Annotated in this window: 19 protein-coding genes; 14 read left to right on the forward strand and 5 right to left on the reverse strand. The window is 73.3% G+C overall.

Features of this window, described 5'->3' with window-relative positions:
- The first annotated feature begins 194 nt into the window (after nucleotides 1-194).
- The 9 genes from CP977_RS25505 to CP977_RS25545 all read left to right on the forward strand — a co-directional run bounded on the left by CP977_RS25505 (nucleotide 195) and on the right by CP977_RS25545 (nucleotide 9,236).
- Nucleotides 195-869, forward strand: coding sequence for a response regulator (locus CP977_RS25505; protein WP_053646858.1), 675 nt, complete (start codon nucleotides 195-197; stop codon nucleotides 867-869).
- Nucleotides 870-1,006: 137 nt separating this feature from the next.
- Nucleotides 1,007-3,793, forward strand: coding sequence for a DNA translocase FtsK (locus tag CP977_RS25510; protein ID WP_152370865.1), 2,787 nt, complete (start codon nucleotides 1,007-1,009; stop codon nucleotides 3,791-3,793).
- 296 nt (nucleotides 3,794-4,089) lie between these two features.
- On the forward strand, nucleotides 4,090-4,917 hold the full coding sequence (locus CP977_RS25515; protein WP_062751909.1) for a helix-turn-helix domain-containing protein: 828 nt from the start codon (nucleotides 4,090-4,092) through the stop codon (nucleotides 4,915-4,917).
- Between the two features lie 90 nt (nucleotides 4,918-5,007).
- Nucleotides 5,008-6,501 carry a 30S ribosomal protein S12 methylthiotransferase RimO gene (gene rimO / locus CP977_RS25520; protein ID WP_062751908.1) on the forward strand — a complete coding sequence of 498 codons (1,494 nt, stop codon included), beginning with the start codon at nucleotides 5,008-5,010 and terminating at the stop codon, nucleotides 6,499-6,501.
- Entirely contained in the window at nucleotides 6,498-7,175 is a 678-nt protein-coding gene (pgsA, locus tag CP977_RS25525; RefSeq protein WP_062751907.1) for a CDP-diacylglycerol--glycerol-3-phosphate 3-phosphatidyltransferase, read from the forward strand. The genes rimO and pgsA overlap by 4 nt, the downstream gene beginning before the upstream one ends.
- Nucleotides 7,172-7,741, forward strand: a complete 570-nt coding sequence (locus tag CP977_RS25530; RefSeq protein WP_062751906.1) for a CinA family protein — start codon at nucleotides 7,172-7,174, stop codon at nucleotides 7,739-7,741. Before pgsA ends, CP977_RS25530 begins: the two co-directional genes overlap by 4 nt.
- A 109-nt stretch (nucleotides 7,742-7,850) precedes the next feature.
- Nucleotides 7,851-8,234: a helix-turn-helix domain-containing protein gene (locus CP977_RS25535; RefSeq protein WP_030221417.1), complete on the forward strand. Its 384-nt coding sequence runs from the start codon at nucleotides 7,851-7,853 to the stop codon at nucleotides 8,232-8,234.
- A 155-nt stretch (nucleotides 8,235-8,389) separates the two neighbouring features.
- A complete protein-coding gene (locus tag CP977_RS25540) occupies nucleotides 8,390-8,860 on the forward strand; it encodes a Dps family protein (protein ID WP_062751905.1) in 471 nt (156 codons plus the stop codon).
- A gap of 106 nt (nucleotides 8,861-8,966) precedes the next feature.
- Nucleotides 8,967-9,236 carry a hypothetical protein gene (locus tag CP977_RS25545; RefSeq protein ID WP_109184143.1) on the forward strand — a complete coding sequence of 90 codons (270 nt, stop codon included), beginning with the start codon at nucleotides 8,967-8,969 and terminating at the stop codon, nucleotides 9,234-9,236.
- A 100-nt stretch (nucleotides 9,237-9,336) separates the two neighbouring features.
- On the opposite strand, the gene CP977_RS25550 is transcribed toward CP977_RS25545, so the two are convergent.
- Nucleotides 9,337-10,152: an Fpg/Nei family DNA glycosylase gene (locus CP977_RS25550; RefSeq protein WP_109184144.1), complete on the reverse strand. Its 816-nt coding sequence runs from the start codon at nucleotides 10,150-10,152 to the stop codon at nucleotides 9,337-9,339.
- Nucleotides 10,153-10,274: 122 nt separating this feature from the next.
- Nucleotides 10,275-14,924, reverse strand: coding sequence for an Lhr family ATP-dependent helicase (locus CP977_RS25555; RefSeq protein WP_152370866.1), 4,650 nt, complete (start codon nucleotides 14,922-14,924; stop codon nucleotides 10,275-10,277).
- Nucleotides 14,925-15,060: 136 nt separating this feature from the next.
- Here CP977_RS25555 and CP977_RS25560 point away from each other — a divergent pair, with 136 nt between their 5' ends.
- The 3 genes from CP977_RS25560 to CP977_RS25570 all read left to right on the forward strand — a co-directional run bounded on the left by CP977_RS25560 (nucleotide 15,061) and on the right by CP977_RS25570 (nucleotide 17,165).
- Nucleotides 15,061-15,930: an AraC family transcriptional regulator gene (locus CP977_RS25560; protein ID WP_183953396.1), complete on the forward strand. Its 870-nt coding sequence runs from the start codon at nucleotides 15,061-15,063 to the stop codon at nucleotides 15,928-15,930.
- Nucleotides 15,931-16,050: 120 nt separating this feature from the next.
- Nucleotides 16,051-16,860 carry an AzlC family ABC transporter permease gene (locus tag CP977_RS25565; protein ID WP_062751902.1) on the forward strand — a complete coding sequence of 270 codons (810 nt, stop codon included), beginning with the start codon at nucleotides 16,051-16,053 and terminating at the stop codon, nucleotides 16,858-16,860.
- Nucleotides 16,857-17,165 carry an AzlD domain-containing protein gene (locus CP977_RS25570; protein ID WP_062751901.1) on the forward strand — a complete coding sequence of 103 codons (309 nt, stop codon included), beginning with the start codon at nucleotides 16,857-16,859 and terminating at the stop codon, nucleotides 17,163-17,165. The genes CP977_RS25565 and CP977_RS25570 overlap by 4 nt, the downstream gene beginning before the upstream one ends.
- 114 nt (nucleotides 17,166-17,279) lie before the next feature.
- On the opposite strand, the gene CP977_RS25575 is transcribed toward CP977_RS25570, so the two are convergent.
- Nucleotides 17,280-18,209: a hypothetical protein gene (locus CP977_RS25575; protein WP_062751900.1), complete on the reverse strand. Its 930-nt coding sequence runs from the start codon at nucleotides 18,207-18,209 to the stop codon at nucleotides 17,280-17,282.
- Nucleotides 18,210-18,288: 79 nt separating this feature from the next.
- Between CP977_RS25575 and CP977_RS25580 the strand changes: the two genes are divergently transcribed.
- A complete protein-coding gene (locus CP977_RS25580) occupies nucleotides 18,289-18,483 on the forward strand; it encodes a DUF3046 domain-containing protein (RefSeq protein WP_030221389.1) in 195 nt (64 codons plus the stop codon).
- A 306-nt stretch (nucleotides 18,484-18,789) separates the two neighbouring features.
- Nucleotides 18,790-19,917: an AI-2E family transporter gene (locus CP977_RS25585; RefSeq protein ID WP_109184908.1), complete on the forward strand. Its 1,128-nt coding sequence runs from the start codon at nucleotides 18,790-18,792 to the stop codon at nucleotides 19,915-19,917.
- Between the two features lie 33 nt (nucleotides 19,918-19,950).
- Here the strand turns inward: CP977_RS25585 and CP977_RS25590 are convergent, their stop codons facing one another.
- Both CP977_RS25590 and CP977_RS25595 read right to left on the reverse strand, forming a co-directional pair.
- Complete coding sequence (locus CP977_RS25590; protein ID WP_062751898.1) at nucleotides 19,951-20,730, reverse strand: cytochrome d ubiquinol oxidase subunit II; 780 nt, start codon at nucleotides 20,728-20,730, stop codon at nucleotides 19,951-19,953.
- Nucleotides 20,731-20,797: 67 nt separating this feature from the next.
- Entirely contained in the window at nucleotides 20,798-22,102 is a 1,305-nt protein-coding gene (locus CP977_RS25595) for a cytochrome ubiquinol oxidase subunit I (RefSeq protein WP_152370867.1), read from the reverse strand.
- Between the last annotated feature and the right edge of the window lie 48 nt (nucleotides 22,103-22,150).

Genomic DNA, 22,150 nt, shown 5'->3' on the forward strand with positions numbered 1-22,150 from the left:
CTGGTCTCCTGCCGCGTTTTTCCTCTGTGCACAGTGACATCGCGGTGACAGGGTGTGGCGACGGGCGGGGTGCGGCTACGATGACCGGCACAAGGACGGACGGCGCTAGGGAGTCGTCTTCTGGGGCGGCGCCCGGTGCCTCCCCCGGTTCGGGGGACCGGGCGGAGCCGTTGCCGGGACGAGGAGGACGGGGCATGGTGCAGAAGGCCAAGATCCTCCTGGTCGATGACCGGCCGGAGAATCTGCTGGCGCTGGAGGCCATTCTCTCCGCGCTCGATCAGACGCTGGTGCGGGCATCGTCCGGGGAGGAAGCGCTCAAGGCGCTGTTGACGGACGACTTCGCGGTCATCCTGCTCGACGTCCAGATGCCGGGAATGGACGGTTTCGAGACCGCCGCCCACATCAAGCGGCGCGAGCGGACCAGGGACATCCCGATCATCTTCCTCACCGCCATCAACCACGGCCCCCACCACACCTTCCGGGGGTACGCGGCGGGCGCGGTCGACTACATCTCGAAGCCCTTCGACCCGTGGGTGCTGCGCGCGAAGGTCTCCGTCTTCGTCGAGCTCTACATGAAGAACTGCAAGCTGCGCGAGCAGGCCGCCCTGCTCCGGCTCCAGTTGGAGGGCGGCGGCGAGAGCGGCCACGGCAAGGAGTCCGCCGGTCTGCTCGCCGAGCTCTCCGCCCGGCTCGCGGCCGTCGAGGAGCAGGCGGAGGCGCTGTCGAAGCAGCTCGACGACGACTCGGCCGACGCGGCCGCCGTCGCCACCGCCGCGCACCTGGAGCGCAAGCTGACCGGTCTCCGGCGGGCCCTGGACGCCCTGGAGCCGGGCGCCGGCGCCGCGCCGACCCTGCCCAGCCAGAGCTGACGACTCGTCACGAAGCGCCCCGGTCCGTCACGGTCCGGGGCGCTTCGTCATGATGCGGCGTCAGCATCGCGCCTCCGTGCGGACGACACGAACGGGTGAGGCGGACAGCCGGTTCCCACACGGGTAACCTCGGCATCATGGCTTCACGTACGTCCGGCAAGGCCCAGGGCACGGCGGGCGCCGCAAAGCCGCGCGCCGGCCGTACGACGGGCGCCGCGAAGAAGGCGGCCCCCGCGAAGTCCCCCGCCAAACCGCCCGCGAAGAACCCTTCGGCGAAGAAGGCGCCGGCCAGAAAGGCCGCGCCCGGCAAGCGCGCGCCCGCGCGGAAGACCGCGGCGAAGAAGGTCCCGCCCCGTCCCGCGCCGTCCCCGACCGGGGGCGTCTACCGGCTCGTGCGCGGCGCCTGGCTCGGACTCGCCCACGCGGTGGGCGCGGTCTTCCGGGGCATAGGACGCGGCGCCAAGGGACTCGACCCGGTCCACCGCAAGGACGGTCTCGCATTGCTCCTCCTCGGCATCGCGCTGATCGTCGCCGTGGGCACCTGGTCCAATCTGCGCGGCCCGGTCGGCGACCTCGTCGAACTCCTCGTCACCGGGGCCTTCGGCCGGCTCGACCTGCTGGTGCCGCTGCTGGTCGGCGGGATCGGCGTGCGCCTGATCCTCTATCCGGAGCGGCCCGAGGCCAACGGCCGGATCGTCATCGGCCTCTCCGCCCTCGCCCTCGGCGTCCTGGGCCAGGTGCACATCGCGTGCGGCTCGCCCGGCCGCGGCGACGGCGCCGACGCCGTGCAGGACGCGGGCGGCCTGATCGGCTGGGCCGCGTCCCAGCCCCTCGTCTTCATGATGGGCGAGGTCCTCGCCGTACCGCTGCTGGTGCTGCTCACCGTCTTCGGCCTGCTCGTCGTCACCGCCACCCCGGTCAACGCGATCCCGCAGCGGCTCCGTGCCCTCGGCGTCAGGCTCGGGATCGTGGAGGCGCCGTACGAGCCGGCGGAGGTCGAGGAGTACGACGAGGACTGGCGGGACGCGGAGCCGGGCCCCGTACGGCCCGCCCGCCGCCGTGCTCCCGGCCCTGCGGAGCCGTACGACGTGGACCGGGCCGAGGCGGAGGTCCTTGAGCGGCGCGGCCGCTCGGCGCGCCGCCCCTCCCGGCGCGCCGGCTCCGAGGCCGGTCTCGACCCGGTGGACGTCGCCGCCGCGGCGGCTGCGGCGCTGGACGGCGCGGTCCTGAACGGCATGCCCCCGTCCCCGGTCGTCGCCGACCTGACCAAGGACGTCACCGCCGAGCGGAACGCCGCCGTGGCCGGGGAGGTCGCGGAGAAGGCGACCGCGCCCGTGCCGCCCGCCCGGGGCGAGGACTCGCGCGGCGGGGGCGTACCCGATCTGACCAAGCCCGCGCCCGAGCCGACCGACCTGCCCGCGCGGGCCGAGCAGCTCCAGCTCTCCGGCGACATCACGTACGCGCTGCCGTCGATGGAGCTCCTGGAGCGCGGCGGGCCGGGCAAGACGCGCAGTGCGGCGAACGACGCGGTGGTGGCGTCGCTGTCGAACGTGTTCGCCGAGTTCAAGGTGGACGCGGCGGTCACCGGCTTCACGCGGGGGCCGACGGTCACGCGGTACGAGGTGGAGCTCGGGCCGGCGGTGAAGGTCGAGAAGATCACGGCCCTGGCCAAGAACATCGCCTACGCGGTCGCGTCCCCGGACGTGCGGATCATCTCGCCGATCCCCGGCAAGTCCGCGGTCGGCATCGAGATCCCCAACAGCGACCGGGAGATGGTCAACCTCGGGGACGTGCTGCGGCTCGCGGACGCGGCCGGCGACGACCATCCGATGCTGGTGGCGCTCGGCAAGGACGTCGAGGGCGGCTACGTGATGGCCAACCTGGCGAAGATGCCGCACATCCTGGTCGCCGGCGCCACCGGCTCCGGCAAGTCCTCGTGCATCAACTGCCTGATCACCTCGGTGATGATAAGGGCGACCCCCGAGGACGTCCGGATGGTGCTCGTGGACCCCAAGCGGGTCGAGCTGACCGCGTACGAGGGCATCCCGCACCTGATCACCCCGATCATCACCAACCCCAAGAAGGCCGCCGAGGCCCTGCAGTGGGTGGTGCGCGAGATGGACCTGCGCTACGACGACCTGGCGGCCTTCGGCTTCCGGCACATCGACGACTTCAACGAGGCCATCCGGGCCGGCAAGGTCCAGCTCCCGCCGGGCAGCGAGCGCGAGCTGAGCCCCTACCCGTACCTCCTGGTGATCGTCGACGAGCTGGCCGACCTGATGATGGTCGCGCCCCGGGACGTTGAGGACGCGATCGTGCGCATCACCCAGTTGGCCCGCGCCGCCGGCATCCATCTGGTCCTGGCCACGCAGCGGCCGTCCGTGGACGTGGTCACCGGTCTGATCAAGGCGAACGTGCCCTCCCGGCTCGCCTTCGCGACCTCCTCGCTCGCCGACAGCCGGGTCATCCTCGACCAGCCCGGCGCCGAGAAGCTGATCGGCAAGGGCGACGGGCTGTTCCTGCCGATGGGGGCCAACAAGCCCGTCCGCATGCAGGGCGCCTTCGTCACCGAGCACGAGGTCGCCGCCGTCGTGCAGCACTGCAAGGACCAGATGACGCCGGTCTTCCGGGACGACGTCACCGTGGGCACCAAGCAGAAGAAGGAGATCGACGAGGAGATCGGCGACGACCTCGACCTGCTGTGCCAGGCCGCCGAGCTGGTCGTCTCCACCCAGTTCGGCTCCACCTCCATGCTCCAGCGCAAGCTGCGCGTGGGCTTCGCCAAGGCCGGCCGGCTGATGGACCTCATGGAGTCGCGGAACATCGTCGGTCCCAGCGAGGGCTCCAAGGCGCGCGACGTGCTCGTCAAGCCCGACGAGCTGGACGGGGTCCTCGCCGTGATCCGCGGCGAGTCGGGGGAGTAGGCGGGGTCCGGTGCAAGGGCGGGGCGGGCTTCGGCGCGGGGGGCGGGGCGGGCTTCGGTACGGAGCCGGGTATGGGTGCCGGAAGGCGGGGTACCCGTTCGAGACCCGGCCGAGACTCACTCGTAAGAAACGGGTGAGCAACCGTTTCCCCTGGCCGTACGTCAAGTTGGACGGAGGGACAGAAGGATGTCCCAGCCTCATGGCGTACAAACAGCACCCGCCCGGTTGCCCCACCCTTTCGTACCACCCATAGACTGAACGTCCAGCAGGTGGCTACACGCTCGAAAGGCGCTCTCGTGTCCATCGGCAACTCCCCCGAAGACGACCGGACCTTCCCGGCAGACGACCGGGAAGCGATCGGTCGTGCCCTCCAGCAGGCCCGTATCGCCGCCGGTCTCACCGTCGAAGAGGTCAGTGCCTCCACCCGTGTCCGGATCCCGATCGTGCACGCGATCGAGGAGGACGACTACTCGCGCTGTGGCGGCGATGTCTACGCCCGCGGCCACATCCGTACCCTCGCGCGCGCCGTCGGCCTCGACCCGGCTCCGCTGATCGAGCAGTTCGACGCCGAGCACGGCGGCCGTCCCGCACCCACCCCCGCCGCCCCGCTGTTCGAGGCGGAACGCATCCGCCCCGAGCCGCGCCGGCCCAACTGGACCGCCGCGATGGTCGCGGCCATCGTCGCCGTCGTCGGATTCGTCGGCTTCACGATGTTCGACGAGAACGACGCCCCGAAGGGGACCACCGCGGCCGACGGCGGCCCGGCGCCCGCCCCCGAGCAGGCGACCTCCGCCGCCAAGCCGAAACCGGTCAAGCCCGTCGCGCCCAAGCCCACCGAGAGCGCGATCGCCGCGGTCCCGCAGGACAAGGTCACGGTCAAGCTCTCCGCCACCGACGGCAAGAGCTGGATCTCGGCCAAGGCCCACGACGGCAAGATCCTCTTCGACGGGCTCCTCATGGAGGGCGAGTCCAAGACCTTCCAGGACGACGAGCGCGTCGACCTGGTCCTCGGCAACGCCGGCGCCATCGAGCTCTACGTCAACGGCAAGAAGGTCGCCGACACGTTCGAATCCGGCCAGGTCGAGCGGCTCACCTACACCAAGGGCGACCCCCAGGCCGGCTGAGCCGGTCCGGCGCCGCCGTGATGTGACCTCCGTCGCGCGGGTGAACCCTGCGCGACGGGGGAACGGCCGGGACGAAGTAGTCTTGAGCCCATGCCCGAACGCCGTACCGTCGCCCTTGTCACTCTTGGCTGCGCCCGTAACGAGGTGGACTCGGAGGAGCTCGCAGGCCGCTTGGCAGCGGACGGCTGGGAGCTCGTCGAGAACGCCGAGCAAGCCGATGTCGCCGTCGTCAACACCTGCGGATTCGTCGAGGCCGCCAAGAAGGACTCCGTCGACGCCCTGCTCGAAGCCAACGATCTGAAGGACCACGGCCGGACCCAGGCCGTCGTCGCCGTCGGCTGCATGGCCGAGCGGTACGGCAAGGAGCTCGCCGAAGCCCTCCCGGAGGCCGACGGCGTCCTCGGCTTCGACGACTACGCCGACATCTCCAACCGCCTCCAGACCATCCTCAGCGGCGGCAGCGTCGAGGCCCACACCCCCCGCGACCGGCGCAAGCTGCTGCCGCTCTCGCCCGTGGAGCGCCAGGAGGCCGCGGCCGCCGTGGCCCTGCCGGGGCACGGCGACGGCGCCGAGGCGCCCACCGACGCCCCGGCCGACCTGCCCGAGGGCCTCGCGCCCGCCTCCGGCCCGCGCGCGCCGCTCCGCCGGCGCCTGGACGCCAGCCCCGTCGCCTCCGTGAAGCTGGCCTCCGGCTGCGACCGCCGCTGCACCTTCTGCGCCATCCCCTCCTTCCGCGGCTCCTTCGTCTCGCGCCGCCCCTCGGACGTGCTGAACGAGACGCGCTGGCTCGCCGAGCAGGGCGTGAAGGAGATCATGCTGGTCTCCGAGAACAACACCTCCTACGGCAAGGACCTCGGCGACATCCGCCTCCTGGAGGGCCTGCTGCCCGAGCTGGCGGCCGTGGACGGCATCGAGCGCGTCCGCGTCAGCTACCTCCAGCCCGCCGAGATGCGCCCCGGCCTGATCGACGTCCTCACCTCCACCGAGAAGGTCGTCCCGTACTTCGACCTCTCCTTCCAGCACAGCGCCCCCGACGTGCTGCGGGCCATGCGCCGCTTCGGCGACACCGACCGCTTCCTGGAGCTCCTGGAGACCATCCGCTCCAAGGCCCCCACGGCCGGCGCCCGCTCCAACTTCATCGTCGGCTTCCCCGGCGAGACCGAGGCGGACTTCGCCGAGCTGGAACGCTTCATCACCCACGCGCGCCTCGACGCCATCGGCGTTTTCGGCTACTCCGACGAGGACGGCACCGAGGCCGCCACGTACGAGCACAAGCTCGACCAGGAAGTGGTCGACAAGCGGCTCGCCCACCTCTCCCGGCTCGCCGAGGAGCTCACCGCCCAGCGCGCGGAGGAGCGGATCGGAGAGACCCTGGAGGTACTGGTCGAGTCCCTGGACGAGGAGGACGGCTGGATCGGCCGCGCCGCCCACCAGGCCCCCGAGACCGACGGGCAGGTGGTCCTCGTCACCGCCGACGGCACGGACCCCGACCTGGCCCCGGGCCGTATGGTCAGGGCGAAGGTCGTCGGGACGGAGGGCGTCGACCTGGTGGCCGAGTGTCTTTTCGAGGAGGCGGGCAGATGACCGGAGTCCCGGCGTCCGCGACGGGCGGGACCGGTAGGCCGACGCCCCGCGGCAAGCTGGGCGCGGCGGCCGTCGACCAGGCCAGCCTGTGGAACATCGCGAACATCCTCACCATGATCCGGCTGGTGCTCGTGCCGGCCTTCGTGGTGCTGCTGCTCCAGGACGGCGGGCACGACCCCGCGTGGCGGGCCTGGGCCTGGGCGGCGTTCGCGGTGGCCATGATCACGGACGTCTTCGACGGGCACCTCGCCCGTACGTACAACCTGGTCACCGACTTCGGGAAGATCGCCGACCCGATCGCGGACAAGGCGATCATGGCGGCCGGTCTGATCTCCCTGTCCGCGCTCGGGGATCTCCCCTGGTGGGTGACCGCGGTGATCCTGGCCCGGGAGCTGGGGATCACCCTGATGCGGTTCTGGGTCATCCGGCACGGGGTCATCCCCGCCAGCCGCGGCGGCAAGATGAAGACCCTGGCCCAGGGCACGGCCGTCGGCATGTACGTGCTGATGCTCACCGGGCCGCTCGCCACCCTCCGCTTCTGGGTGATGACGGTGGCCGTCGTGCTGACGGTCCTCACCGGCCTCGACTACGTGCGCCAGGCCGTCGTGCTGCGGCGCCGGGGCCTCGCCGCCGAGCGGGCCGCCGCCGAGCGGTCGGAGGCGGCGGCACGATGACGGAGGCGGCCCGGGTGCTCGCGCTGCTCGCCGAACGCGGCCAGACGCTGGCCGTCGCGGAGTCGCTCACGGGCGGCCTGGTGGCCGCCGAGCTCACCGGAGTCCCCGGCGCCTCGGCGTCCTTCCGCGGGTCGGTCACCGCCTACGCCACCGCCCTCAAGCACGAACTCCTCGGCGTCGACGCGGCCCTGCTCGCGGAGCGCGGAGCGGTCGATCCCGAGGTCGCGTCGCAGATGGCGGCCGGTGTACGGGCCCGGCTCGGCGCCGACTGGGGCCTCGCGACGACCGGGGTCGCGGGCCCGGACCCGCAGGACGGGCAGCCCGTCGGAACCGTCTACGTGGCGGTCGCGGGCCCGGCCGGGGGCGTGTCCCGTGCGGGGTCTCCGGCAGGGTCCCCGGAGGGGATCCCGGTGGGGTCTCCGACCGGGAAAGTGGTCCCGTTGAGGTTGAACGGCGACCGCGGGGAAATCCGTAGGGAGAGCGTACGGATCGTGCTCGAACTGCTTCGCGAGGAACTCTCGGGAAATGTGCGGGCACAGGATACGGAACAGAACGGGGGGAATTGATGTTTGCAGCCCTGAGTGAACACGACATCGCTCCCCGCACGGCCGCGGCGCGAGGCGGTACGGTGGGGCGTGAAGGATGCGGCTACGCGGTCCGAGGAGGGAGCCACCGATGATTCTGCTCCGTCGCCTGCTGGGTGACGTGCTGCGTCGGCAGCGCCAGCGCCAGGGCCGTACTCTGCGCGAAGTCTCCTCCTCCGCCCGAGTCTCGCTCGGCTATCTCTCCGAGGTGGAGCGGGGGCAGAAGGAGGCTTCCTCCGAACTGCTCTCCGCGATCTGCGACGCGTTGGACGTACGGATGTCCGAGCTCATGCGCGAAGTGAGCGACGAGCTGTCGCTGGCCGAACTGGCCGAGTCGGCAGCAGCGAGCGAACAGGTGCCGGCACCGGTTCGTCCGATGCTCAATTCGGTGTCGGTGACGTCGGTGGCGGGTGTGCCCACCGAGCGGGTGACCATCAAGGCGCCCGCGGAAGCGGTCGACGTCGTCGCCGCCTGACCCGAAACGGGAGTGCAGCCCCGGTCGTGTCCCCACAGGGACGCCGACCGGGGCTTCATCCTTTTCCGGATTTGTTTGGGCAGGTTTGTTTGAGATGCCGGGTTCTGGTGAGCCGTGCCATGGTGGGGAAACGTTCGACTGGTTGGAGATTCCACATGTCTGTCGTGAAGAGCACGCTGTCCGAGGCCGACCTCAAGACGGTCGGCGACGCCCTCCAGGGAGCCCTTGTCGACCTTGTCGACCTCTCCCTGGTGGCCAAGCAGGTGCACTGGAACGTCGTCGGACCGCGCTTCCGCTCCGTCCACCTCCAGCTGGACGAGGTGGTCACCACGGCCCGCACGCACTCCGACACCGTGGCCGAACGTGCCTCCGCCCTGGGCGTCAACCCGGACGGACGAGCCGCGACCGTGGCGTCGTCGAGCGCGATCGGAACGGTGCCGGAGGGCTGGATCAAGGATGTGGAGGCGGTGCAGATCCTCGTCGATGCCCTCGGGGCCGTCACCACCCGGATGCGGGAGCGGATCGACGCGACCGGCGACCCCGACCCGGTCACCCAGGACATCCTGATCGCCCTCACGGGCGAGCTCGAGAAGCACGCGTGGATGTTCCAGGCGGAGAGCGTCTGAGGCGGGCCGGGGCGTGCTGATACGTGCGGTGCGCGCCGGGGCGGGCCCCGGTGCGCCCTCCCGCAGGGTGATCCTGCCGGTCTAGCGTCGACCGCGGGAGGCGGCCATGGTACGGCGACGGTTCCCGTCGGCAACGCTCGCGCTGGTCGCGGTCGGGCTGGCGGCCGGGGGGCTCTGGTGGTGGGCGGTCCTGCGCCTGCTGCTCGTCCCGGGCGAGACCGGGCCGGTCGAGGGCGTGATGGCCGCGAGTGGTTGGGGTCTGAGCCTGCTGCCCGTGCACGTGGCCGCCTCCTCGGGGCCGCCGGGCGCGCTCGTCCGGCGCCTCGGCAGGGCGCCGTGGCGCCGGTGGCGGGGAGCGGGATCCGGGTCGGCGTGAGCGGAGTGGGGCAGGACCCGCTGCCGCGGTTGTGGGGCTGTGGCGGACGGGTGAGGTGTTGCCGCGGTTGTGGGGTTGTGGCGGACCCATGACCGGACGATCAGACTGACGGGCTCGTGCCGGCGTCCTGCCGGTGCGGGCCCTTCTGGCATTCCGGGCACCAGTACGTGACCCGGTCCCCGAGTTCCGCCTTGCGGATCCGGGCGCCGCAGCGCAGGCAGGGGCGGCCCGCGCGGCCGTAGACGTGGAGCGGGGTGCCGGGGCGGCGCACGGTGGTGACCCGTTGATCCGGGTGGTCCTTGTTGAGGTCGAGCAGACGGTGGGCGGTCGCCACCAGGCGGGCGGGGACGTCGGGCTCCAGCTCGCCCACGGGGAGCCAGGGGGTGACGGAGGCGAGGAACGCCAGCTCCGACTTGTAGATGTTGCCGATGCCGGCCAGGTTGCGCTGGTCGAGGAGGGCCTCCCCGAGCGTCCTCGCCGGATCGGCCGTCAGTCTGCGCACGGCCTCCTCCGGATCCCAGTCGGGGCCGAGCAGGTCCGGGCCGAGATGGCCCACGACGCGGGACTCCTCATCGGTGCGCAGGAGCTCCACGATCGGGAGCCGGTAGCCGTACGCGGTGGACTCCGCGTTCCCGAGGACGGCCCGGATCTGGTGCTCGGGGCCGCCGCGGGGGCGCTCCCCGGTGGCGTACACCCGCCAGGCGCCGTCCATCCGCAGGTGGGTGTGGAGGGTGAGGCCGCCCTCGATCCGGGCGAGCAGGTGCTTGCCGCGCGGGGTGACGTCGAGGAGCGTGCGGCCGGTGAGGTCGGCCGTGGCGAACCGGGGCACCCGCAGGTCCGAGCGGGTGAGCACCCGCCCGGCGAGTGCGGCGTGCAGACGGCGGGCGACCTGCCAGACGGTGTCTCCTTCGGGCACGGCCCTCCTTCGGGGACGGTTCCGGGATCTTGGGGCGGTGGGCTGTGGGTGGTGGGCGGGGCCCGTCCGGCGGATCGAGGGGCACGGCGCGCGGCCTCCGACCGTGATCCGCCGGGCAGGCGTCAGGCGCGCAGGCGCAGGCCTCTCGGGGTGGCCAGGAAGCCCGCCGCCTCCAGGGGGCGGGCCAGCGGGGAGGTCAGGGCCGCGGCGCCGTTGAGCCGCTCCACCGTGACCGTGCCCAGGGAGCCCGCGCGGGCGGACGCGGCCAGGGCCTCGGCCGCCGCCGTCAGGGCCGGGTCGTCCGGATCGGTCGGCCAGGACAGGAGCGTCTTGCCGCCGCGCTCCATGTAGAGCGTCAGCTCGCCGTCGACCAGGACCACCAGCGCGCCCGCCTTGCGGCCCGGTTTGTGCCCGGCGCCGGTCGGCGGCTCGGGCCAGGACAGGGCGGCCCCGTACGCGTTCGCCGGGTCGGCCGCCGCGAGGACGAGGGCGCGCGGACCGGCCGCCGCCTCGACGCCCCGGTCACGGGCGGTCGCCGCGGCCCGCAGCCGGTCCACCGCGCCGTCCATCGCGAACTGGGCCGCGCCGAGACCTTCCACGACGTAGCCCCGGCGGGCCTGGCCGCTGTCCTCGAAGGCGGCCAGGATCCGGTACACGGCGGAGAAACCGCCCTCCACGCCCTCGGCGGCCACCGCGCCCCGGGTGACCACGCCGTGCCGGTCCAGGAGGGTGCGGGCCAGGGCGTGCGCCCGCTGGGTCGGCTCCGGTTCGCGCGGCGGCAGCAGCGACCAGCGGCCGGAGACCGTGGGCGGGCCCGTGCGGGACACCGGCCGGGCGGACGCGGTCAGGGTGCCGTACCGGCCGCGGGGGACCGTGCGGCGCGCGCGGTGTGCGGTGGAGCCGGCCGTGCGGCCCGAGCCGAGCAGCGCGCGCAGCGGGGCGAGGGTGTCGTTGGTGAGCCGGCCCGACCAGGCCAGGTCCCAGAGCGCGTCGGCGAGCTGGGGGTCGGTGGCGTCCGGGTGGGTGGTGGCCCGGACCTGGTCGGCGATCTGACGGAAGAACAGGCCGTACCCGCCGGAGAGGGCGGTGAGCACCGACTCGTGCAGCGCGGACAGCTCCAGCGGGTGCGGCGGGGGCAGGAGCAGGGGGGCCGCGTCCGCGAGGTACAGCGAGACCCAGCCGTCCTTGCCGGGCAGCGAGCCCGCGCCCGCCCACACCACCTCGCCGGTGGTCGTCAGCTCGTCCAGCATCGCCGGGGAGTAGTCCCGGACCCGGGACGGCAGGACCAGCTTCTCCAGGGCGGAGGCCGGGACGGGCGCGCCCTGGAGCTGCTCGACCGCCCGGGCCAGGCCGTCGATGCCGCGCAGGCTGTTGCTCCCCAGGTGCTGCCACTGCGGCAGGAAGGAGGCGAGGGCCGCCGGGGGCACCGGCTCCAGTTCGTGGCGCAGGGCCGCGAGGGAGCGCCGGCGCAGTCGGCGCAGGACGGTGGCGTCGCACCACTCCTGGCCGATGCCGGAGGGGTGGAACTCGCCCTGGACGACCCGGCCGGACGCGGCGAGCCGCTGGAGGGCGCCGTCGGTGACGGCCGTGCCCAGGCCGAAGCGCTCACCGGCCAGGGAGGAGGTGAACGGGCCGTGCGTGCGCGCGTACCGGGCGAGGAGGTCGCCCAACGGGTCCTTGACCGGCTCGGTGAAGGCCTCGGGGACGCCGACCGGCAGGGCCGTGCCCAGGGCGTCCCTGAGCCGGCCCGCGTCCTCGATCGCCGCCCAGTGCTCCCGGCCCCCGATCCGCACCCGGATGGCACGCCGTGCCGTTTCCAGCTCGTCCGCCCAGTCCGGCTCGGCGCCGCGCTCGGCCAGCTCGGCGCCGGTGAGGGGCCCCAGGACCCGCAGGAGATCGGCGACGCCCTCCACGTCCTTGATCCGCCGGTCCTCCGTCAGCCACTGGAGCTCCCGCTCCAGCTCCGTCAGGACGTCCGCGTCGAGCAGCTCGCGCAGCTCCGCCTGGCCGAGCAGCTCCGCGAGCAGCCGGGAGTCCAGGGAGAGCGCGGCGGCCCGTCGCTCCGCGAGCGGCGAGTCGCCCTCGTACAGGAACTGCGCCACGTATCCGAAGAGCAGCGAGCGGGCGAAGGGGGACGGCTCGGGGGTGGTGACCTCGACGAGGCGGACCCGGCGGGCCTCGATGTCGCCCATCAGCTCCGTCAGGCCCGGCAGGTCGAAGACGTCCTGGAGGCACTCGCGGACGGCCTCCAGGACGATCGGGAACGAGCCGAACTCGCTCGCCACCTGGAGGAGCTGGGCCGCGCGCTGCCGCTGCTGCCACAGCGGGGTGCGTTTGCCCGGGTTCCGCTTCGGCAGCAGCAGGGCGCGGGCGGCGCACTCGCGGAAGCGGGAGGCGAACAGTGCGGAGCCGCCCACCTGGTCGGTGACGACCTGCCCGATCTCGCCCTTGTCGAACAGGGCGTCGGCCGCGCCGACGGGCGCCTTGTCCGGGTCGTACGCGGTGTCCGCGTGCCGGCTCGGGTCGACCGGCTCGTGGTCGAGGAGGTCCAGGCCCATGTCCAGGCCCATCAGGTCGGCGTCCGGAAGGCGCAGCACGATGCCGTCGTCCGCGTGCATCACCTGCGCGTCCATGCCGTACCGCTCGGCGAGCCGGGCGCCGAGCGCCAGCGCCCACGGGGCGTGCACCTGAGCCCCGAACGGGGAGTGGATGACGACCCGCCAGTCCCCGAGCTCGTCCCGGAAGCGCTCGACCAGGATCGTGCGGTCGTCCGGCACGTGGCCGCAGGCCTCGCGCTGCTCCTTGAGGTACGCCAGGACGTTCTCGGCGGCCCACGCGTCGAGCCCGGCGGCGAGGAGCCGCAGCCGGGCGTCCTCGTCCCCGAGGGCGCCGACCTCGCGGAGGAACGCGCCCACCGCCCGGCCCAGTTCGAGCGGGCGGCCCAGCTGGTCGCCCTTCCAGAACGGCAGCCGTCCCGGCGCACCGGGTGCGGGGGTGACGAGGACCCGGTCCCGGGTGATGTCCTCGATCCGCCACGAGGTGGTGCCGAGCGTGAACACGTCGCCCACCCGCGACTCGTACACCATCTCCTCGTCGAGCTCCCCGACCCGGCCCCCGCCCTTCTTGGGGTCGGAGCCCGCCAGGAAGACTCCGAACAGGCCCCGGTCGGGGATCGTGCCGCCCGAGGTGACGGCGAGCCGCTGCGCGCCCGGCCGGCCCGTGACCGTCCCGGCGACCCGGTCCCAGACCACGCGCGGGCGCAGTTCGGCGAAGGCGTCCGAGGGGTACCGCCCCGCCAGCATGTCGAGGACGCCCGTGAACGCCGACTCGGGCAGTGAGGCGAACGGCGCCGCCCGGCGCACCACCGCGAGCAGGTCGTCCACCTGCCAGGTGTCGAGCGCGACCATCGCGACCAGCTGCTGCGCGAGCACGTCCAGCGGATTGGCGGGGATCCGCAGGGATTCGATGGCCCCCGACCGCATCCGCTCGGTGACCACGGCCGCCTGCACCAGGTCGCCCCGGTACTTGGGGAAGACCACGCCCGTGGAGACCGCGCCGACCTGGTGGCCGGCGCGGCCCACCCGCTGGAGCCCGGAGGCCACCGAGGGCGGCGACTCGACCTGCACGACCAGGTCCACCGCGCCCATGTCGATGCCCAGCTCCAGGCTGGAGGTGGCCACCACGGCGGGCAGCCGGCCCGCCTTCAGGTCCTCCTCGACCTGGGCGCGCTGTTCTTTGGACACCGAGCCGTGGTGGGCCCGGGCGAGCAGCGACGGGGCGCCGTGCGCCGCCCCCGACTGGGCCATGATCTCGGCCGGGGGAGCCCCCTCGGGCACGGGCTCGCCGGTCGCCCGCTCGTACGCGATCTCGTTGAGCCGGTTGCACAGGCGCTCGGCCAGACGCCGGGAGTTGGCGAAGACGATCGTGGAGCGGTGTGCCTGCACCAGGTCGGCGATCCGCTCCTCGACGTGCGGCCAGATCGACGGCTTGTCGCCGCCCTCCTTGCCCTCGGAGGCCGGGGAGCCGCCCAGCTCGCCCATGTCCTCGACGGGGACGACGACGGAGAGGTCGAACTCCTTGCCCGACGGCGGCTGCACGATCTCCACGGCGCGCCCCGGCGACAGGTAGCGGGCCACCTCGTCGACCGGCCGGACCGTGGCGGACAGGCCGATCCGGCGCGCGGGCCGCGGCAGCAGCCCGTCGAGCCGCTCCAGGGAGAGCGCCAGGTGCGCGCCCCGCTTCGTGCCCGCGACCGCGTGGACCTCGTCCAGGATGACCGTCTCCACGCCCGCGAGGGCGTCGCGGGCGGCGGAGGTCAGCATCAGGAACAGCGACTCGGGGGTGGTGATCAGGATGTCCGGCGGCTTGGTCGCGAGCGTCCGGCGCTCGGCGGCCGGGGTGTCGCCGGAGCGGATCCCGACCCGGATGTCCGGCTCGGGCAGCCCGAGCCGCACCGACTCCTGGCGGATGCCGGTCAGCGGGGAGCGCAGGTTCCGCTCGACGTCCACCGCCAGGGCCTTCAGCGGGGACACGTACAGCACGCGGCAGCGCTTCCTGGCCTCGGCGGGCGGGGGCGCGGACGCCAGCCGGTCCAGGGAGGCGAGGAAGGCCGCCAGCGTCTTGCCCGAGCCGGTCGGGGCGACGACCAGCACGTCGGAGCCCGCCCCGATGGCGGTCCAGGCGCCCTCCTGCGCCGCCGTGGGCGCGGTGAAGGCCCCGGTGAACCAACCACGGGTCGCGGGGGAGAACGAGTCGAGCGCGGACCTGACCATGCCCCCATCGTGCACCCCGACACTGACAACCGCCGGGACCTGTGGAAAACCGTCCGGACGGCGCTGCGGCCGTCACCCTCCGGTGTGAAAGGACCAAAGCGGCGGGCCCGCGCGCCCCTGGCGCAGAATGGGAGGCATGGCGAGCGGGGAACGGGCACGGTACTGGCAGTACCCCGAGCTGCCCGGGGTCGACCTGCTGCACGCCCACTACGTCCGCAAGGCCTTCGCCCGCCACACCCACGAGACCTTCGTCTTCGCCGCGATCACCGAGGGCGTCGAGGCCTTCCACCACCACGACGAACTGGTCCACGCCGGGCCCGGCCAGATCGCCCTGGTCAACCCCGACACCCCGCACACCGGCCACGCGGGCGTCCCCGAGGGCTGGACCTACCGCACGATCTACCCCGACGCGGAGATCGTCCGGTCGATCGCCGCCGACACCCTCGCCCTGCGCGGCTCGGCCGGCTTCACCTCGCCCGTCATCGACGACCCGTACGCCGCACGGCTCGTCGTCGGCGTCCACCGGGCCGCCGAGGAGGGCAACGCGCTCGCCGCCGACAGCCTGCTCCGGCTCGTCACCGCCCGGATGCTGCGCAGTCACGGCGGCCTGATCACCCCGCTCCCGCCCCGCTCGGCGGGCGCCCGGAACGCGGCACGCGCGCGTGAGGTCCTGGAGGGCCGGATGGCCGGGCCGCCGACCCTGGAGCGCCTCGCCGCCGAGCTGGACACCAGCCCCTTCGCCCTCCTCCGGGCCTTCCGCGACACGTACGGGATGCCGCCGCACACCTGGCTCACCGACGCGCGCGTGCGCCGGGCACGGAGGCTGCTCGACGCCGGCGTCCGCCCGGCGGAGGCGGCCGCCGCCGTCGGCTTCACCGACCAGTCTCACCTCAACCGGCACTTCACCCGCAGCGTCGGGGTACCGCCGGGCGCCTACCAGCGCGCGCGTGGCGGAGGAAAACCCGCGGGACCGGGCGGGCCCGGCAGGTCTCGCGGGTCCGGCTGACCCGGTTGCCCACCGGACCCGACCGGGCCGGACGCCTGTCCGCCGGGCCCCGCCGGCCCGTCCGACCCGGCGCAAGAACGTACAAGACCCGAGCGGCCCGGCAGCCGTAGCGTCCCTGGCGTGGCAGAACAGACAGCATCCCCCGTGATACGCGACGACGCCCCGGCCAAGCCCGACGCCGCCGTCGTCCGCGACGCCCTCGGCGTCGGCGTCGCCGTCGGGCTCTCCGGCTTCGCCTTCGGCGTGACCTCGGCGGGCTCCGGGCTCGGCCTCCTCCAGACCTGCGTCCTCAGCCTGCTCGTCTTCACCGGCGCCTCGCAGTTCGCCCTCGTCGGCGCGCTCGCCGCGGGCGGCAACCCCTTCACGGCCGCCGCCGGGGCGTTCTTCCTGGGCACCCGCAACGCCTTCTACGGGCTGCGGCTCTCCCAGCTCCTCGCCCTGCCGAAGGCCGTCAGGCCCCTCGCCGCGCACTGGGTGATCGACGAGACCACGGCGGTCGCGCTCGCCCAGCCGTCCCGCCGGGCCGCCCGCGTCGGCTTCACCGTCACCGGGCTCACGCTGTACGTCCTCTGGAACGTCACCACGCTCCTCGGGGCGCTCGGCGCCGAGGCGATCGGGGACACCGCCGCCTGGGGGCTCGACGCGGCCGGACCCGCCGTCTTCCTGGCCCTGCTCGCCCCCATGCTCACGTCCGCGACCGAGCGGGCCACCGCCGGCCTCGCCGTCCTGCTCGGCCTCGGCCTGCTTCCCGTGCTCCCCGCCGGGGTGCCGGTCCTCGCGGCCGCCCTCGCCGCGCCCGCGGTGCTCTGGGCACGCGGCCGGCGCGCCGCGTCCACGACCGGCACCACCGCGACCGGATCCACGATTGGCACCACCGCGGCCGGATCCGAGACCGGCCCCACGGCCCGACGAGAAAAGGACTCCCGATGAACGTCTGGATCGCGATCGCCCTCACCGTCGCCGGGTGCTACCTGGTCAAGCTCGCCGGGCTGCTCGTCCCCGCCGGAGCGCTGGAACGCCCGCTCGTCCAACGGCTCGCGGCGCTGCTCCCCGTCGCCCTGCTCGCGGCGCTCACCGCGCAGCAGACGTTCAGCACGGGCGGCGACCTCGTCCTGGACGCCCGGGCCGCCGGACTCGCCGCGGCCGCCGTCGCGCTCGTCCTGAGGGCGCCGTTCCTGGTCGTCGTGGGCGCCGCCGTCGCCGTCACGGCGGGGGTACGGGCCCTGGGCTGGTGAGACCCGGCCCGGAGGCCGTACCCACGGGATCGGGACGGCCCGGCTCCGGCCCGTACACCCGGCTCTGCTCCCGTACACCCGGAACCCGGCCCGTAACACCCGGCATCCGCCCCGTCAGCCGACGGAACGCCCGTGCGCGCGGAGGGTGCGCAGGGCCTCGACGGTGACGATCGGGCGCCATTCCAGGGCCGTGCCGGGAGCCCAGGCGGGCCAGCGGATCGGCCAGCCGCCGTCCTCCTCCTGGTCGGCCGCGAGCCGGTCGAGCGAGCGGGCCATCTCCTCCTCCGTGAACCAGCGCGCGGCCAGCGAGTCCGGCACGCGCGCGTAGTCGTGCGGAAAGTGGTGCTCCCCGGGCGCGTACCCGTCCGCCACCGGCCAGTCCTCCAGACGGTCCGGGTCGAGCACGGCGAGCCCCTGCTCCCGGACGAGCCGGCCGAGGCGGTCGGCGGCCGCCTCCGCGCGCGGGCGGTCCGGGGCCCCGTCGAGGAAGGCGACGGCGGCCTGGACCTCGTACGGGTGGGACTTCTCCAGGGACTCCACGACCGACCAGCAGAACTCGGTGGCCCGGAACAGCCACGCGTGCCACACCTGGTTGCGGTGGAGGAGCCCGACCACCGGGCCGGTCGAGAGCAGCGCGCTCGGCGGCTGGTCGACGACCGGCACGAAGGGGGCCGAGGGATAGGGCCGCTGGGAGGGGTGGATCGCCGGGAGGGCGCCGTCGTGCGTGGACACGGCCGTGAGGTACCGGCAGATCCGCTCGACCCGCGGCCCGCCGCAGCGGCCGATGGAGTCCAGGACCCGCAGCGCGTGCGCGGTGTGCAGCGGTTGGCTGACGGGCCCGCGCAGATCCGGTTCGAGCGCGTGACCGTACCCGCCGTCCTCGTTCAGGTACGCCGTGAGCGCCGTCTCGACCTGATCCGCGCCACCGCGTTGGAAGTGGTAGGCGAACCGGCGCTGTTCGAGGACGCGGGCCGTGAGCCAGACGAAACGCTCGGCGCGGGCCAAGGGGGTCGGGGACGCAGAGGGGAGGGGTTTTTCGGCCATGCTCCGACCGTAGGGCGGAAAGTCGCGCTGACAAGGGCCGCGGAGCGGGCTGCACTCTTGGGAGCGGGATACTGGGGGCATGCGGTTGACGATTTTCTGGGAACGGATGGCCGACCACTTCGGTGCGTCGTACGCCGAGTCCTTCGCGAGCGACCATGTGATGGCGGAACTCGGGGGCCGGACCGTGCGGGAGGCGCTGGACGCCGGCTGGGAGGCCAAGGACGTGTGGCGCGCCGTCTGCGCCGCGGTGGACGTGCCCGCCGACAAGCGCTGACCCGTCGCCGGTCCGCCCGGGAGCGGACCACTGGGGAACGGACCGCCGGGGAGGAATGTCCGCGCGGTGCGCGAGACTGGCGGGGTGGCCCCGACTGACGACAGCGACGACAAGACCGACAAGACCGACAAGACCGACGAGGCCCGTGGTGCCGGAAAGCCCCACGGCTCCGACGCGATCACCGGCGCGCCCGGCGGCACCGGCAGGACCGGGTCGACCGACGTGACGGTTTCCGCTTCCCCGGCCCCGGCTGCCGGGCCCGAAGCGAGCGCTCCCGGGGCCGTGCCCCCGGATCCCACCGCGCGGATGCCGCGCTGGCTGCCCCGCGCGTTCGTCCTGGCCTTCGCGCTCTACGCCTGCTTCCTGCTGGGCAACTGGGCCTTCCACCAGCTCGTCGGCCTCCTCGTCAACATCCTCCTGGCCTTCTTCCTCGCCCTCGCCATCGAACCGGCGGTCGGGCGCATGGCGGCGCGCGGGATGCGCCGGGGCCTCGCCACCTTCCTCGTCTTCCTCGCCGTCCTCGTCTTCGGCGTCGGCTTCGTCGTCCTCCTGGGATCGATGCTCGCCGGACAGATCGTCGACATGGTCGAGAACTTCCCCCAGTACCTCGACTCGCTGATCAAATGGATCAACGACAGCTTCCACACGGACCTGTCGAGGGTCGAGGTCCAGGACAGCCTGCTCAAGTCCGACTGGCTGCAGAGGTACGTGCAGAACAGCGCGTCCGGCGTCCTCGACGTCTCCACCACCGTCCTCGGCGGCCTGTTCCGGCTCCTCACGATCTTCCTGTTCTCGTTCTACTTCGCGGCCGACGGGCCCCGGCTGCGGCGCGCGCTCTGCTCCGTCCTGCCGCCCGCCCGGCAGGCCGAGGTGCTGCGGGCGTGGGAGATCGCGGTCGACAAGACCGGCGGCTATCTGTATTCGCGCGGCCTGATGGCCCTCATCTCGGGCGCCGCGCACTTCGTGCTCTTCGAGATCCTGGACGTGCCGTACGCCCCGGCGCTCGCCGTGTGGGTCGGTCTGGTCTCGCAGTTCATCCCGACCATCGGCACCTATCTGGCCGGCGCCCTGCCGATGCTGATCGCCTTCACCGTCAACCCCTGGTACGCGGTGTGGGTGCTCGGCTTCGTCGTGGTCTACCAGCAGTTCGAGAACTACGTCCTCCAGCCCAAGCTCACCTCGAAGACCGTGGACATCCACCCGGCGGTGGCCTTCGGTTCGGTCATCGCGGGCACGGCGCTGCTCGGGGCCGTCGGCGCGCTGATCGCGATCCCGGCCGTCGCCACCCTGCAGGCCTTCCTCGGCGCGTACGTGAAGCGGTACGACGTGACGGACGACCCGCGCGTCCACGGCCACCGCAGGTACGGCGAGGCGGTGGTCGCCCGGCTGCAGAAGGCCCTGCACCACAAGAAGGAGTCCGCGTCGGAGGAGTGAGGCGTTCCGGTCCGCCCCCCGGGAACGCGGGCCTCAGAGGTACGAGGGGCGGGTCACCCGGTGCCGGAAGGCGTACCAGGTCCAGGCCTGGACGGCCACGAGCAGGGGGGTGACGACGAGGAGGGCGGGCACGAGCAGGGCGAGCGTGGCGGGGTCCGCCGCCCGTTCGGCCAGCGGCAGCGCGGCCCCCGCCCAGAGCGGCAGCCCGGCGAGCAGGACGCCGGTGAGCGCGAAGGACTGCCACGGGTGTCCGGTCCGCCCGACGAGCCGGCGGGCCCGCTCGTACGGCGTTCCCGTGAGCCGCAGCACGGCGAAGCCGAGGCCGTGCGCGGCGAACAGCGCGGCCACGGCGAGGGAGGTGAGGACCGCCGTGGGGCCGGTCGCCGGGGTGTACGGACGCCCGGTGAGCAGGGCGGCGAGCAGCCACCCCCAGGAGAGCGCGACGGTCCAGCTCCCGCAGGCCACGGCGGCGTCGCAGCCGGCCCGCCAGCGGGGTCCGGCGCCCCGGCCGCGCGACCAGAGGCCCGTGTCGCGCACGATCCAGCCGGCGAGCAGGGCCACGACGACCGGGAACTGACCGCTCAGGAGATCCCCTTCGAGGGCGGGGAAGCAGCCGACGAGGATCCCTGCGGCGGCGACCAGCCAGACCTCGTTGCCCAGGAAGAAGGGGGCGAAGGAGGCGAGGACGAGCCGCCGCTCGCGGTCGTTCCGGCCGAGCCAGGGGGCGAGCATGCCGGTGCCGACGTCCGCCCCGGCGAGGACGAACCAGCCCGCGGTGAAGAAGGCGAGCAGGGCGATGGCCAGGGTCTCCACGGGGGCTCCTCTTCTCGGAGGTTTCTGGGGGGACTTCTTGGAGGCTTCTTGGGATCGGGACGGGGGGTCAGTAGCGCGGGGCCGGCAGCGCGTCGGCCGGGTCGGGTGTCCCGTCCGGCCCGTCGCCGGGGGCCGGGCGCTCGTCGTGGCCTAGACCGGAGTCGACGGGACCGCGGCGGGCGTGCCGGACCAGGAGCCGGGCGTCGAGGACGGCGAGCAGCACGAAGAGGGTGGTGAAGACGGTGAGGGAGAGGCGCATGGCGCCGGGGGAGAGGTCCGAGACCGCGTCCTCCGTCTTGAGGAGCCCGTACACCACCCAGGGCTGCCGGCCCGCCTCCCGGAACACCCAGCCGCTGATCATCGCGAGGTACGGCAGCGGCACGGCCGCCATCAGGACGACGTGCCAGAGCCGGAACCGGAAGACGGCCTTCTTGAAGCAGGCCAGGATCACCCCGGCGAAGCACAGGTACATCATCAGGGCGAAGCAGAGGAGCATCACCAGGCCGCCGCCTCGGGTCCACGCCTCCGAGGGCACGTAGTCGCCCGGCCCGAAACGTTCCGTCATCTCCGCCTGGAGGCGCGCGACCTCGGCCGCCTTCCCGCTGAAGACGGCCGACTTCATCGGCTGGAACGTGGTGAGGGACCCGAGCTGGAGCCCGCCGAAGACGGCCGCCGCCATCAGCGCGGGCGCCGACAGGAACACCCCGATGCGCAGGCTGCGGCCGAAGAACTCCCACTCGGGGCTGCGGCGGAAGAGGTGGTACGCGCTCACCCCGGCCATGAAGAAACCGGCGGTGAGCAGTGCCCCCGCCAGGACGTGGCCGAAGGCGAGGAGGGCGGAGGGGTTGGTGAGGACGGCGACCGGGTCGTCGAGCACGAGCCCGCCGTCCTCGGAGCGGTACCCCACGGGGCGGTTGAGGAAGCCGTTGGAGACGAGGATCCAGTACGCCGACAGGTAGGCGGTCAGGACGACGATCCAGATCGCGGCCAGATGGGCCCAGCGGTTGAGCCGGTGCCAGCCGAAGATCCACAGGCCGAGGAAGGTCGACTCGACGAAGAACGCCACGACCGTCTCGACGGCGAGGGAGGCGCCCAGGACGTTGCCCGCCTCGTGCGTGAGCCCGCTCCAGGCCATGCCGAACTGGAACTCCATCACGAGGCCGGTGACGATCCCGACCGCGTAGTTGATCACGTACAGCTGGCCCCAGAAGCGCACCATGCGCGCGTGGAGCGGGTTTCGGCCGAGCGTCGCCCATGTCTGGAGCACCGCCACGACCGTCGCGAGGCCGAGGGTGAGGGCGACGAAGAGGAAGTGGCCGCCGGCGGTGAGGGCGAACTGCAGCCGCGCGAGATCGAGTACGTCCTGGTTCACCCGTCCAGCGTCGGCGTAGGGCTCGGGGCCCGGCGTCGGCCCGGGGTG

Origin of the sequence: Streptomyces cinereoruber (assembly GCF_009299385.1) — a bacterium.
GTDB classification, from domain to species: domain Bacteria; phylum Actinomycetota; class Actinomycetes; order Streptomycetales; family Streptomycetaceae; genus Streptomyces; species Streptomyces bikiniensis.

Coding starts and splice junctions, on each gene's coding strand:
- CP977_RS25585 (WP_109184908.1), top strand. CDS start 18,790: ATGCCGCGCTGGCTGCCCCGCGCGTTCGTCCTGGCCTTCGCGCTCTAC.
- CP977_RS25575 (WP_062751900.1), bottom strand. CDS start 18,209: ATGGCCGAAAAACCCCTCCCCTCTGCGTCCCCGACCCCCTTGGCCCGC.
- CP977_RS25540 (WP_062751905.1), top strand. CDS start 8,390: ATGTCTGTCGTGAAGAGCACGCTGTCCGAGGCCGACCTCAAGACGGTC.
- CP977_RS25510 (WP_152370865.1), top strand. CDS start 1,007: ATGGCTTCACGTACGTCCGGCAAGGCCCAGGGCACGGCGGGCGCCGCA.
- CP977_RS25530 (WP_062751906.1), top strand. CDS start 7,172: ATGACGGAGGCGGCCCGGGTGCTCGCGCTGCTCGCCGAACGCGGCCAG.
- CP977_RS25505 (WP_053646858.1), top strand. CDS start 195: ATGGTGCAGAAGGCCAAGATCCTCCTGGTCGATGACCGGCCGGAGAAT.
- pgsA (WP_062751907.1), top strand. CDS start 6,498: ATGACCGGAGTCCCGGCGTCCGCGACGGGCGGGACCGGTAGGCCGACG.
- CP977_RS25555 (WP_152370866.1), bottom strand. CDS start 14,924: ATGGTCAGGTCCGCGCTCGACTCGTTCTCCCCCGCGACCCGTGGTTGG.
- CP977_RS25560 (WP_183953396.1), top strand. CDS start 15,061: ATGGCGAGCGGGGAACGGGCACGGTACTGGCAGTACCCCGAGCTGCCC.
- CP977_RS25535 (WP_030221417.1), top strand. CDS start 7,851: ATGATTCTGCTCCGTCGCCTGCTGGGTGACGTGCTGCGTCGGCAGCGC.
- CP977_RS25570 (WP_062751901.1), top strand. CDS start 16,857: ATGAACGTCTGGATCGCGATCGCCCTCACCGTCGCCGGGTGCTACCTG.
- rimO (WP_062751908.1), top strand. CDS start 5,008: ATGCCCGAACGCCGTACCGTCGCCCTTGTCACTCTTGGCTGCGCCCGT.
- CP977_RS25580 (WP_030221389.1), top strand. CDS start 18,289: ATGCGGTTGACGATTTTCTGGGAACGGATGGCCGACCACTTCGGTGCG.
- CP977_RS25545 (WP_109184143.1), top strand. CDS start 8,967: ATGGTACGGCGACGGTTCCCGTCGGCAACGCTCGCGCTGGTCGCGGTC.